11 protein-coding genes are annotated in these 12593 nt (G+C 64.5%); 6 read left to right on the top strand and 5 right to left on the bottom strand.

What is annotated here, in order from left to right:
- Positions 1 to 225: 225 nt before the first annotated feature.
- Together BDD21_RS06030 and BDD21_RS06025 are read right to left on the bottom strand one after the other, a co-directional pair.
- Positions 226 to 870, bottom strand: a complete 645-nt coding sequence (locus BDD21_RS06030; protein ID WP_120796381.1) for a LutC/YkgG family protein — start codon at positions 868 to 870, stop codon at positions 226 to 228.
- Entirely contained in the window at positions 867 to 2276 is a 1410-nt protein-coding gene (locus tag BDD21_RS06025) for a LutB/LldF family L-lactate oxidation iron-sulfur protein (RefSeq protein WP_120796380.1), read from the bottom strand. Before BDD21_RS06025 ends, BDD21_RS06030 begins: the two co-directional genes overlap by 4 nt.
- Before the next feature lie 649 nt (positions 2277 to 2925).
- Here BDD21_RS06025 and BDD21_RS06020 point away from each other — a divergent pair.
- Positions 2926 to 3312 carry a type II toxin-antitoxin system RelE/ParE family toxin gene (locus BDD21_RS06020; RefSeq protein WP_120796379.1) on the top strand — a complete coding sequence of 129 codons (387 nt, stop codon included), beginning with the start codon at positions 2926 to 2928 and terminating at the stop codon, positions 3310 to 3312.
- On the top strand, positions 3293 to 3610 hold the full coding sequence (locus BDD21_RS06015; RefSeq protein ID WP_120796378.1) for a helix-turn-helix domain-containing protein: 318 nt from the start codon (positions 3293 to 3295) through the stop codon (positions 3608 to 3610). The genes BDD21_RS06020 and BDD21_RS06015 overlap by 20 nt, the downstream gene beginning before the upstream one ends.
- 354 nt (positions 3611 to 3964) lie before the next feature.
- Here BDD21_RS06015 and BDD21_RS06010 read toward each other — a convergent pair whose 3' ends face one another.
- Entirely contained in the window at positions 3965 to 4741 is a 777-nt protein-coding gene (locus BDD21_RS06010; RefSeq protein ID WP_120796377.1) for a (Fe-S)-binding protein, read from the bottom strand.
- 360 nt (positions 4742 to 5101) lie between these two features.
- On the opposite strand from BDD21_RS06010, the gene BDD21_RS06005 reads away from it, so the two are divergent.
- From BDD21_RS06005 to BDD21_RS05990, 4 genes are all read left to right on the top strand, one after another.
- Positions 5102 to 6139 carry a type IV pilus twitching motility protein PilT gene (locus BDD21_RS06005; protein ID WP_120796376.1) on the top strand — a complete coding sequence of 346 codons (1038 nt, stop codon included), beginning with the start codon at positions 5102 to 5104 and terminating at the stop codon, positions 6137 to 6139.
- Between the two features lie 123 nt (positions 6140 to 6262).
- Positions 6263 to 7420, top strand: a complete 1158-nt coding sequence (locus BDD21_RS06000; protein WP_120796375.1) for a PilT/PilU family type 4a pilus ATPase — start codon at positions 6263 to 6265, stop codon at positions 7418 to 7420.
- 61 nt (positions 7421 to 7481) lie between these two features.
- On the top strand, positions 7482 to 8387 hold the full coding sequence (locus BDD21_RS05995; RefSeq protein ID WP_120796374.1) for an LOG family protein: 906 nt from the start codon (positions 7482 to 7484) through the stop codon (positions 8385 to 8387).
- Positions 8388 to 8400: 13 nt separating this feature from the next.
- Positions 8401 to 10668 carry a TonB-dependent receptor family protein gene (locus tag BDD21_RS05990; RefSeq protein ID WP_120796373.1) on the top strand — a complete coding sequence of 756 codons (2268 nt, stop codon included), beginning with the start codon at positions 8401 to 8403 and terminating at the stop codon, positions 10666 to 10668.
- A gap of 107 nt (positions 10669 to 10775) precedes the next feature.
- Here the strand turns inward: BDD21_RS05990 and BDD21_RS05985 are convergent, their stop codons facing one another.
- Positions 10776 to 11585 (bottom strand): Fic family protein, encoded by an 810-nt coding sequence (locus BDD21_RS05985; RefSeq protein ID WP_245969435.1) that lies wholly within the window; start codon positions 11583 to 11585, stop codon positions 10776 to 10778.
- Positions 11582 to 12430, bottom strand: a complete 849-nt coding sequence (gene ppk2 / locus BDD21_RS05980) for a polyphosphate kinase 2 (protein ID WP_120796372.1) — start codon at positions 12428 to 12430, stop codon at positions 11582 to 11584. Before ppk2 ends, BDD21_RS05985 begins: the two co-directional genes overlap by 4 nt.
- Between the last annotated feature and the right edge of the window lie 163 nt (positions 12431 to 12593).

Genomic DNA, 12593 nt, shown 5'->3' with positions numbered 1-12593 from the left:
TTTTGTTGTTGGCGATTACGGCCTCGATCATCGTTTGGTCCACCTAGCCGGCGAGAGTACGGCGCCCAAGCGTAAGATTCTGATTTGCAAGCCAAGACCGCAGCTATTCTCGCTCTTGCGCTGGGTTTTGGACCAAACGATGATCAAGGCCGCGATTACAGATGTCGGCGATCCGAAAACGACATCTGGGGCGCTGGCTATGGGGCAACCGGCTGCAGGATTTCATCAACCCACCAGCACCACATGCAACCGCCGCGGCCCATGCGCGCCGAGCTGGATGGTTTGCTCGATGTCGGCGGTGCGCGAAGGACCCGAAACGAGGTTGACCGCACGCGGCATGCCGTCCGTGCGCTCGCGCAACGCTGCCCAAGCGTCCTCGAAGTGCCGGAGGATCGGCCGGGCCTCCAGGATCACGACCTGGTTGTCGGGGACGAAGTTGTGGGTAGTCGGGCTTTCGGGCGAGGCGAGGAGCATGAGGGTGCCGGTCTCGGCGATTGCCGCGAAGGCGGGTGTGACCGACAGGGTCTCCTCGATACCGGCGCGGTCGTGATGGATGGTCCACTCGGCGGGCCATGCGAGGTCCTTCAACCCGGCACCGACGGCGGCACGCGGGGCGAGGCCGTGAGCTGACCGGAAGGTCTCCACGGCGGCGGGGATCTGCGCTCGTTCGGCAACGCGTGCAACTGTGCCCGAGCGGCTTTCGAGCTTGCGGATAAAGCGCGTGGTCAGGTCTTCGTCGAAGGCCGGGCGGAGATGCCGGACCGGTGTGGCGATGCGTGCATCCAGGGTTGCGCGGGTGGGTGCATCGAGCGATTCGCGTCCCGCTGCACGACGTACGGCATCCAATATGTCCTCTCGCGCGGTGCTCATGACTGCCCTCGCTCGGCCTGCCAGCGTTCCAGAAAGGTTCGGCCCGGCGGGGCGGGGAGATCGCGTGCCTCGGTCCATCCGCGGGCTCCCGGCAGGCCGCGGATGCGACCCGCACGACCGCCGATCGCGGCGAGCGCACGCCCCACCAGGCGCTCCAGCGCATGATAGAGCTTGGGACGGGTCGCCAGAAGGCGCCAGGCGCCAAGCGCGTGGCGCTTGCGACGCGGGACGATGGCCTGCTTGAACTGCTCATGGCGCAGTCGTCGCAGGAGATCGGGCAGCGGGATCTTCACCGGGCAGACCGAGGCGCAGCGGCCGTTCAGGGTGCAGGCGTTGGGAAGGTCGTAGGCGGCGTCCAGACCCTTGATCAGCGGAGTCAGCACCGAGCCCATGGGTCCGGGATAGACCCAGCCGTAGGCATGGCCGCCGATCGCGCCGTAGACGGGGCAGTGATTCATGCAGGCACCGCATCGGATGCAGCGCAGCATCTCGCGAAAGGGCCCCGCGAGCATGCGGGAACGGCCGTTGTCGACCAAGACGACATGGTATTCCTCCGGCCCGTCGAGATCGCCCGGCCGCTTGGGTCCGGTCGAGAGGGTCGTGTAGGTCTCGGTCTCCTGACCGGTGGCGCTGCGGGCGAGCAGGCGCAGGAAGAGTGTTGCGTCGTCCAGCGCGGGAACGACCCGCTCGATGCCGGCGGTGACGATGTGCACCCGTGCGAGCGTCTGGGTGAGATCGCCGTTGCCCTCGTTGGTGACGATCAGGCTGGAGCCGGTCTCGGCGATCAGGAAATTGCCGCCGGTGATGCCGACATCGGCCTGGAAATAGCGTTCGCGCAGCGCCAGACGGGCCGCGTCGACCAGGTCCGCGATCTCGGTCAGGCGCGGTCCGCCGTGGGCCTTCTCGAAGAGATCCGAGACCTGCTCTCGGGTCTTGTGCACGGCCGGAGCGATGATGTGCGAGGGCGCCTCGTCCGCAAGCTGAATGATGTACTCGCCCAGATCGGTCTCGACCACGGTCAGGCCGGCGTCGATCAGGGCCGGGTTGAGGCCGATCTCCTCCGACACCATGGATTTTCCCTTGGTGACGGTGCGCGCATCGACCCGTTTGCAGATGTCGAGGATGATCCGACGGGCCTCGGCGTCGTCGCGGGCCCAATGGACTTGACCGCCGGCCGCGACGACGGCCGCTTCGTAGCGTTCCAGATAGTGGTCGAGATGGTCGAGGATGTGGTCCTTGAGCGTCTTGGCTGCCTCGCGCAGGGCCTCGAACTCGGACAGCTCGGCGACCTGCACAGCGCGCTTGGCGACGAAGCCGTCGCGCGCCTTGTCCAGCGCCTGTTGGAGGCTGGCGTCATGGAGCGCGGCGACCGCGCGCGGCTGAAACTCGTGGGAGCGGATGTCCAATGAGCGTGCCCTCGAAGCCCCTGGTTGGATGTCGGTCGGATGGGTGCAGGGTCATCCGCCGTGCCGTTTTGCAATTGCGTTGCCGCTCACCTTATTTCACAAAAAGCCCTCGGAGTCGTCCCCGCCGATTTTTTCGGACGATTCCGACGTTGCGAATCCAGCGCGTGGATCCGCGATTCTCGTTCGGATTGCGGTTTTCCTTCAGCCCGGAATCGACCGGAAGCCGCCGCTCAACCCGGTCCTGTCGAGTGGCGACTTGACGCGCTTTGCCGACGCTAGCCCTAACGCTCCGGATAGGCCGTCGACCTATTAATGCCGCCGAGCGCCGACTGCTTCGACGTCTGGAACGGACGGGGAACCGGACGCTCGGTACTCTCGGCGACGACAGCTCTGGTCGGGGCAGCGATCCATTCGCCTCGCTTTCACGACCTGCAGAGATCCGACGTCTGACCTGTAAGTATTGTCGGATCGGACCCGCATGAGCTGACAACGTCTGACCCTACCGACCCGCATTCGACTGACAACAGGCCAGATTCACATCGAATCATCCTGGCGTTGCGCTGGTTAACGCCTGGAACGTGGCGTATCGATTTCGTATGACCTTATGATATAACACTTGGTGTGATATCGGGCCGGAGCACAAGGGCACGTGAGGATCTTCAAGAATGCTTGGTTCGAGCGCTTCGCGCGCAAGCAGAAGATCCGGGACGGGATGTTACGCGAAGCCGTCCTCCGAGCGGAGCAGGGTCTAATCGATGCCGATCTCGGCAGCGGGGTCATTAAACAGCGTGTGGCGCGCCCCGGGCAAGGTCGCTCTGGAGGCTACCGGACCCTGATCTTGTACCGCCGGAGGCATCGTGCTTTTTTCGTCTATGGATTCGCCAAGAACCAGCAGGCCGACATCAGCGACGAGGAAGAAGCAGCGTTCAAGAAGGCCGCACGGCACGTCCTCGAACTGACGGACGAGCAGCTCACTGCGCTGATCCAGAACGGGCAATTCTCGGAGGTTAAACACGATGGCGAAACAGTATCGTAGCGACGCGATGGCCTCGATCCACGAAACCATGGAAGCCCTCCATGAGGTGGGCGCCATCGGCAAGCAGACCATGCGCGAGTTCGATGACGTTTGCCTGACGCCGGTCGAACCCCTCTCTCCCGAGGCCATCCGCGCCCTGCGCGAGCGCGAGCATCTTTCTCAGCCGGTCTTTGCCCGTTACCTCAATGTCAGCAAAAACTTGGTCTCGGACTGGGAGCGAGGGGTCAAGCGTCCCGGCGGACCAGCGCTTCGGCTCCTGACCGTCATCGAGAAGAAGGGGATTCAGGCCATCGCGTGAACACTCGGCCCCGAGTCGAAAGGACGCTCGCGGCAGTGATCCCTCGCTGTTCAGTTCGGAGAAACGAACGGCAGGCAGGGGCCGGATTTTGGCGATTAGGGCCACAGCAGCGGGCCTAGTGTCAAGATCGGCCGCGGACTACCTGCGTCCACTGGATAGGTCATTGCGGCCGCTCCTCGGTGCCGGCTGAGCGTCCGGAGTCGGCCTCGACGCCATAAAGAGGGCCGTCCACGTGCGACCGCAACGCGTCCGGATCGGTCACTCACGACCACGCGCAGAGCTGCAGTTCCGGGTCGTGATACGGGTCTTTCCACTCGCGCCATCGGGAACGTCCGCGCGTCGCGTTGCAGCGTCTCAACCCCGCCCGTCCCCGATGCCTGGCCCGTCGGCCGTCCCGGCAAGCACCTCGGCAACATGATAGACCCGGATCGCCGAGCCGATTCGGCTCAGCCGCCCGGAGATGTTCATCAGACAGCCCAGATCGCCGCCGATCAGCGTATCGGCCCCGGTGGCGAGGATGTTCCGGATCTTGTCGTCGACGATCTTGACCGAGATCTCGGGATATCCGACGCAGAAGGTCCCGCCGAACCCGCAGCAGACCTCGCTGTCGGTCATCTCGTGCAGGGTGAGCCCCTCGACGCCCGCGAGAAGCTGGCGCGGCTGGCCTTTGATGCCGAGTCCGCGCAGGCCGGAGCAGGAGTCGTGGTAGGTTGCGATACCGTCGAATCTGGCCTGAACACGCGTGATGCCGAGGACGTCCACCAGGAATGACGTCAGCTCCCAGCTTTTTGCCGCAACGGCTTCGGCGCGGTCGCGCCAGTCGCGGTCTGCGGCAAAAAGGACGGGATAGTCGTGCCGGATGGTCGCCATGCAGGAGCCCGAGGGACCGACGAGATAATCGTAGTCCTCGAAGGCGGCGATGACCTGTTTGGCGAGTGCGCGTGCGGAGTCGTTGTCGCCCGAGTTATAGCCCGGCTGTCCGCAACAGGTTTGGTGTTGCGGCACGCAGACGGTGCAGCCCGCATCCTCGAGAAGCTGTGCGGCGGCAAAGCCGATGCTTGGCCGGAAGAGGTTCATGAGGCAGGTTGCGAACAGGCCGACACGCGGGGAGGTCTTCGGGGTATCGGTCATCTAAAGGGGCTCCGGTGGGTCGTGGACTTAAGCCCTGGTCGGTATCGATTCGGCACTCTAAACCGAATGGGGCGAAACGCCGCGCCGATGGATCCATCGAGACCGGGGCCGGCTCTTCGGGCTATGCTAAACCGCGTCCAGAGCGACATGCGTCGTTTTCACGTTGCGTTTGGCTTCGGAGATGTCCTCGCCCTCGGTGAGGCGCGGTTTAAAATTTAATATTTTTTAGAACCTTAAACCGCGCCGGCTCCGGCGGTCGTCGGAGCCGGCGCGGCCAAGCCAATCCAACAAACGACGCATACCGCACCGGGCGCGGTTTAGACCATGTCATGCCGGCCGCGGTTTAATCGGGAGTGATTCGTGGATATCGCCGAACTACTAGCCTTCAGCGTCAAGAACAACGCCTCGGACTTGCATCTCTCGGCCGGCCTGCCGCCGATGATCCGTGTCGACGGCGATATGCGCCGCATCAATGTCCCGCCGCTCGAGCATCGTTCGGTGCACTCGCTTGTCTACGACATCATGAACGACAAGCAGCGCAAGGACTACGAGGAGTTTCTGGAAACGGACTTTTCGTTCGAGATTCCGGGTCTGGCCCGGTTCCGCGTCAACGCCTTCAACCAGAAGCGCGGCGCCGGCGCGGTTTTTCGGACCATCCCCTCCAAGGTCTTGTCGCTCGAAGAGCTGAACGCGCCCGAGAGCTTCAAGGAGATCATCAGTGTTCCGCGCGGTCTCATCCTGGTGACCGGGCCGACCGGCTCGGGTAAGTCCACGACACTCGCCGCAATGGTGGACCATCTCAACGAGACCGAGTACGCGCACATCCTCACCATCGAGGATCCGATCGAGTTCGTGCACAGCAGCAAGAAGTGTCTGGTCAACCAGCGCGAGGTCCACAAGGATACGCTGGGCTTCAGCGAGGCGTTGCGCTCCGCGTTGCGTCAGGATCCGGACATCATTCTGGTCGGCGAGATGCGCGACCTCGAGACCATTCGGCTGGCGATGACCGCGGCCGAGACCGGGCATCTGGTCTTCGGCACACTGCACACCACTTCGGCGGCCAAGACGATCGACCGCATCATCGACGTCTTTCCCGCAGCGGAGAAGGAGATGATCCGGGCGATGCTCTCGGAGTCGCTGCGCTCGGTCATCGCGCAGACCCTGCTGAAGCGGGTCGGCGGAGGGCGGGTCGCCGCGCACGAGATCATGATCGGCACACCGGCCATCCGTAATCTGATCCGCGAGGCCAAGGTGGCCCAGATGTATTCGGCGATCCAGACCGGACAGGCGCACGGGATGCAAACCTTGGATCAGAACCTCAAGGAGCTGGTCCAGCAGGGGTTGGTGTCGCGTAAGGATGCGCGGATGAAGGCCCAAAACAAGGACGGCTTTATCTGATCCGGATCCGTCGCCGTGGCTCGCAAACCTGCCCACGTCGCTGCATCCTTTGCGAATCGAAAGGTCCGGCCGAGCATGGATGGATGCCGCCCGGGAGTGTTCTCCTGAAAAACGAGGTCTCGTATGGACCTGAATCGTGCAATCGAGCAACTGCTGAGCATGGTGGTCGAGCGCAAGGCGTCCGACCTCTTCATCACCGCAGGCTGGCCGCCCAGCGTGAAGATCGACGGGGCCATCTATCCTGCGACGAAGCATCCCTTGTCGGCCGAGCAGGCACACGACATGGTGCTCGGCCTGATGAACGATCGTCAGCGCGAGGAGTTTCGGGCGACCAAGGAGTGTCAGTTCGCGATCGACCGCCCGCATCTGGGGCGCTTCCGCGTCAGTGCGTTCGTCCAGCGCGAGGCGACCGGGATGGTCCTGCGTCGGATCGAGACCGACATTCCGACCATCGAGGCGCTCAAGCTCCCTGCGATCCTGCGCGAGCTGGCGTTGACCAAGCGCGGTATGGTGATCTTCGTCGGCGGAACCGGGACGGGGAAATCGACCTCGCTCGCCGCGCTCGTGGGGTATCGCAACCGACACAGCTCGGGCCACATCATTACGGTCGAGGATCCGATCGAGTTCGTCCACGAGCATCACGGCTGCATCATCACCCAGCGCGAAGTGGGCGTGGATACCGAGTCCTACGAGGTCGCGCTCAAGAACACCCTGCGCCAAGCGCCGGATGTCATCCTGATCGGCGAGATCCGCACGCGCGCGACCATGGAATATGCCATTGCCTTCGCGGAGACCGGCCATCTCGTTTTGGCGACCCTGCACGCGAACAACGCCAACCAGGCGCTGGACCGCATCATCAGCTTCTTTCCGGACGACTCGCGTAACCAGCTCCTGCTCGATCTCTCTTTGAATCTCAAGGCCGTCGTCGCGCAACAACTCGCACCGCGCAAGAGCGGTCAAGGGCGTCGGGCCGTCGTCGAGATCCTGTTGAATACGCCCTTGGCCTCCGATCTCATCCGCAAGGGCGAGGTGCACAAGCTCAAAGAGCTGATGAAGAAGTCCAACGAGCAAGGCATGAACACCTTCGATCAGGCCCTGTTCAACCTCTATCAAGAGGGCGAGATCAGCTACGAGGATGCACTGCGTTATGCCGACTCGGCCAACGAAGTGCGGCTCGTCATCAAGCTGCAAGGCGGCGCTGCGCAGCGCGAGGCAACCGATCGCATGATCGATGGGGTTTCCCTCGTGCACGACAACGAGTACCGCGGCCGGCGCCCCTGATCCGAGTACCCCCGACGGCCCGCCCCGGCCTCCGAAACCGACCCCGAGAACCCATCACCCCATGCACAAGCCGACCGAACGCGATCACACCGCCTTACCGACCGCCCGCGAGGATGCCGCGCGGGCCGCCGAAACCAGCTCGACACCGCAGACGCGCTCTGCGGCCTACCGTCTCGCCTACACGGATGTCGATTTTCTGATGCGCGAAGAGGCGCGGCCGCTGCGCCTGCAGCTCGAGCTGCTCAAGCCGGAGTTGGAGCTTCAGGATCAGCGGGTCGAGTCCACCATCGTGGTCTTCGGCAGTGCCCGGATTCCGGACCCCGAGACGGCTGCCCGCAACCTCGTGGACGCCGAGCGCGCCCGGGCCGACGCGCCGGCCGACGCGCAGGCGCAAGCTGCGGTCGAACGCTGCCGGCGGGCGCTCGATCGCTCGCACTACTACGCGGAGGCGAGGCGTTTCGCGCGGATCGTCTCCGAGCAGGAGCAGGACGCACGATCGCGCTGCTTCGTGATCGTCACGGGTGGCGGACCCGGCATCATGGAGGCGGCCAATCGCGGCGCAGCAGACGTCGATGCCGTCTCGATCGGGCTCAGCATCACGCTCCCGCACGAACAGGCTCCGAACGCCTACATCACCCCGGAGCTGTCGTTCCAGTTTCACTACTTCGCCCTGCGCAAGATGCATTTCCTGATGCGTGCGAAGGCATTGGTGGTCTTCCCCGGCGGCTTCGGCACCTTCGACGAGCTCTTCGAGACGCTCTGCTTGATTCAGACAAAGAAGATTCGACCTATGCCCGTGATGCTCTTCGGGCGCGCGTTTTGGGAGCGCGTCATCGACTTCGAGGCGCTGGTCGAGGAGGGGGTGGTCAGTCGCGCCGACCTCGCCCTCTTCAGCTTCGTCGAGACCGCGGAGGACGCCTGGTCGCGGATCTGCGCCCATTACGACGAGTTGGACTGCGAGTCCTGATCCGGATGCCCGAGTGACTCGCGCAGGCGGCCCGACCATCGGTGGCAACGTGCGGCATTCGGGGTCGACTCGCGGCGTCCTCGCGGCCGCGCTCGCGGCTCTCCAGTGCGGGACTGCGGTCGCGCAGGGGCTCCAAGCCGAGTCCGACGAGGAGACGATCGAGTTGGCCCCTTTGGTGGTGACCGCCACGCGCTCGGGCGAAAGTCCCTTTGACCTGCCGGTCGCCATCGATGTTCTGGACAAGGCGATCATCCAGAACCAAAAGCCCATGGTGCTGATCTCCGAGGATCTGCCGCGTGTCCCCGGAACGGTCGTGACCAACCGCGGGACCTATGCGCAGGAAGAGCAGATCATGATCCGGGGCTTCGGCGGGCGCTCCCAGTTCGGAACACGCGGGATCAAGCTGATCGCAGACGGCATTCCCGCGAGCACGCCCGACGGCCAGGGCGGACCCGGACTCTTCGATCTCGGCTCGGCACGGTCCATCGAGGTGATGCGCGGCGGTTTCTCCGCCCTCTACGGCAACCACTCGGGCGGCGTCGTGCAGGTCTTCACCGAGGACGGCCCGCCCGAGCCGACCCTGTCCGTGCGTGCGATGGGCGGCAGCGACGGCACCTGGATCGCCGGGTCCAAGCTGGGTGGCGAGGCCGGGCGTCTGAACTATGTCGTCGATCTCTCCCGCGCGCAGACCGACGGCTACCGCGATTGGAGCCGCGCCACCAAGGAGCAGGGCAACACCAAGCTCAAGGTCGCGCTCGACGGCGGCGGTACCCTCAGCCTGATCGCGAACGCCTTGAATTTGCCTGAAAGCCAAGATCCGCTCGGCCTGACCGCGGAGGAGGTCAAGCGCAATCCCCGCCAGGCGTCGCCGGCCGCGCTGACCTTTCAAACCCGGCGCACGCTCGATAATCTCCAGGGCGGGGTCGTCCTGGATCAGCCGCTGAGCGCTGCGGACGACCTGCGCGTCATGGCCTACACCGGAACACGCAGCAACGAGCAGTACATCGCCATCCCGCTCGCCAACCAGAACGCCATCACGGCCTCGGGCGGCGTGAGCGCGTTCGATCGGCGTTTTGCCGGCGGAAACCTCCTGTGGACCCATTCGACGACACTCGCCGACGGCCCCATGACCTTGGTCCTGGGCGGGGAATACGATCGGTCTTCGGAGGAGCGCAAAGGTTATCTCAACGTCTTGGGCGAACGTGCCGCGCTCAAGCGCGACGAAGACAATACCGTGGCGAGTTGGGGAACCTTCGTTCAGGGCACCTGGGGCTTCGCACCCCGCTGGAGTCTGGATCTGGGGTTACGCTACACCGAGGTCCGCTTCGACTCCGACGACGGCTTCATCTGCACCCCCGATCGCGTGACCGCACCCGGCACCCGGCCGGGCACCTGCAGCGGCTCGACCGTTCCGATCACGGCCGCCAACCTCAACCCCGACGACAGCGGCAGTCGGACCTACGGCGCATGGACGCCCGCGCTCGGCCTCCTCTACAGCCTGACGCCCTCGATCAATCTCTACGCCAACCTCGGCAAGACCTTCGAGACGCCGACCTTCACCGAGCTGGCCTATCGCCCCGACGGCGGTGCCGGCCTGAACCTGGGTCTGGATCCCGCCGTGAGCCGGCATTACGAGATCGGCGCCAAATTTCTGCTCGGCGCGGACGCCCGCCTGAATCTCGCACTCTTCCAGATCGACACCGACGACGAGCTGACCGTGGCGACCAACGGGGGCGGACGGGCAACCTACCGGAACGCGCCCGCGTCGCGTCGCCGAGGTGTGGAGCTGCTGCTGGAGTCACCTCTCGGCCGGGGTTTTGCCGGCTATCTGGCGGCGACCTACCTGGGCAGCACATTCACCGAGAGCTTCCCGGCCTGCGCGGGCATTCCCTGCCGTACCGTCGCGCCGACGCTTAATGTCACGAGCGTCGAGGCGGGCAACCGCATCCCGGGCGTCCCCGCGTTCACGCTCTTCGGTGAGCTCTCCTACGCCTACGAGCCCCTGGGCTTCGACGCGGCGGCCAGCCTCTACGGTCAGGACAAGGTCTACGTGAACGACCGCAACAGCGAGACGGCGCCCGGCTACTGGCTCGCCAACCTCCGAGCGGGCTTTACGCAGGATCTGGGCGGACTCCGGCTCTCCGAGTTCGTGCGCATCGACAATCTGCTCGATGAGTCCTACATCTCCGCGGTGAGCGTCAACGATGCCAACGGCCGCTTCTACGCACCCGGTCCCGGCACCAATTACCTGGTCGGCATCACGGCGAGCTACAGCTTTTAAACCGCGTCCAGAGCGAGATGCTGATTTTCGAGTGAGCGCGACGTTGGTTGCACCCACAACCTTTAGCGCGGACGCGGTTTAAATCATTGCGCCGCGGAGGCCGTCAATCACTCCGCCCCGAGACGTTCCAGCAGGGTCTGCATGGCGTGCAGGACATGCCCGGCGATCAGGGTAATGAAGTCGGTGCTGTCGGCCTCCAGATTGGCCTTCTCCAAGGCATCGTAGTAGGCGCGGCGGCTGTCGGTGTCGCCGGGGATATTGGCGATGCAGTAGCCGTCGGCCAGCAGGCCCAGATTCATGACCAGTCGCGCCGTGCGGCCATTGCCGTCGAGAAACGGATGGATCGTCACCAGCCGCTCGTGGGCCTCGGCGGCGCGCACGACGGGGTGCAGGTGCAAGGCGTCGTGCGTAAGCCACAGCCCGTAGTCCTCCATCAGCTTGGGCACGGCCCAAGGTTGCGGCGGTAGATGACGGCTGCCGGAAATCATCACCGGCAGCTTGCGGTAGCGCCCGGCGTTGTCGCGGTCGATGCCGCGCAGCACCAGCGCATGAATGTTCCGCACCTCGCCCTCGTCCAGTGCCGCGCTCCGGGCCGCTAGCTCGCGGATATAGAGGATGGCCTCGTAGTGGTTGATCGCCTCGAGATGCTCGCGCAGGGGCTTGCCGCCGATCGTGAGGCCCTTGTTGACCACCAGATCGGTCTCGCGCAGGGTGAGGGTGTTGCCCTCGATGCGGTTGCTGTCGTAGGTGTACTCGATGTCCAGCGCCTGTTGCAGTTGTGCGCTGGTGAGCGGCCGAACGGCATCGAGCCGGGTCTTCAAACCGTCGATCTGTGTGAGAAGGGTCTCGAGCTCGGCCATCTTCGGGTTCTCCTTCGATGCCTCGGCGGCCTTGTCCGCGGTGCCCGACCTGCTCACCAATGCTCGGGGATCCAACGCCGATCGACCATGCTGGCCTGGTCGTCGTAGGCGTCGTCGGTCTCGCGATCCGGCATTTTGACCTTGGTCTTCGGCAACGGGTCGTACGGGAATTGGCTCAGCAGGTGGCGGATCACGTTCAGGCGTGCCCGCTTCTTGTCGTCTGAGCGCACGATCGACCAAGGGGCCGTATCCGTGTCGGTGGCGCTCAACATGAGGTCGCGCGCGCGTGAGTATTCATACCAGCGCTTGCGGGACTCCAAGTCCATCGGAGAGAGCTTCCACTGACGCACGGGGTCTTCGATGCGGGCGCGGAAACGCCGCTCCTGCTCGGCGTCGCCGACCTCGAGCCAGTATTTGATCAGCGTGATGCCTTGCTCGACCAGGTTGTTCTCGAACCAGGGGGTCGCGACCAGGAAGTGATCGCGCTCGTCCTCGGTGCAGAACCCCATCACGATCTCTACCCCGGCACGGTTGTACCAGCTGCGATCGAAGATGATGACCTCGCCGGCGGCCGGGAAATGCTGCAGATAGCGTTGCATGTAGAGCTGTGTCTTCTCGCGGTCGGAGGGCGCCGGCAGGGCGACGACTTGGAAAACGCGTGGACTCAGGCGCTCGGTGATCGCGCGAATGGTGCCGCCCTTCCCGGCGGCATCGCGTCCCTCGAAGACAATGACCACGCGCTCTCCGGTGCGCTTGATCCACGACTGCAGGGCGCTGAGCTCGACCTGAAGCTCGCCGAGCTCGCGCTGGTAGTCCTTGCGGCGCAGCTTCTCGCGTGGGGCGTCCGTTTCGGGAGCTTTCTCCTCGTGCTTCGCTTTTTTCTTCCCGTCATGTTTCGACATGCGCTCGCCTCCGCTCGCTGATATAGGGCTCGCTCGGAAACCCGGCCTCGTCTCTGCAGAGCGGGTAGGGTGGACAAGCGCAGCGCAGTCCACCAGCGACGGTGCAGGAGTTGTGTAGGGGCGACTTAAGTCGCCCCTACCTCGCCCTTACCTCGCCCCTACA

It is taken from the genome of Thiocapsa rosea (genome assembly GCF_003634315.1).
GTDB classification, from domain to species: domain Bacteria; phylum Pseudomonadota; class Gammaproteobacteria; order Chromatiales; family Chromatiaceae; genus Thiocapsa; species Thiocapsa rosea.
Note: the sequence above shows the minus strand (reverse complement) of the source record. Positions and strands in the feature narration are given on the sequence as shown.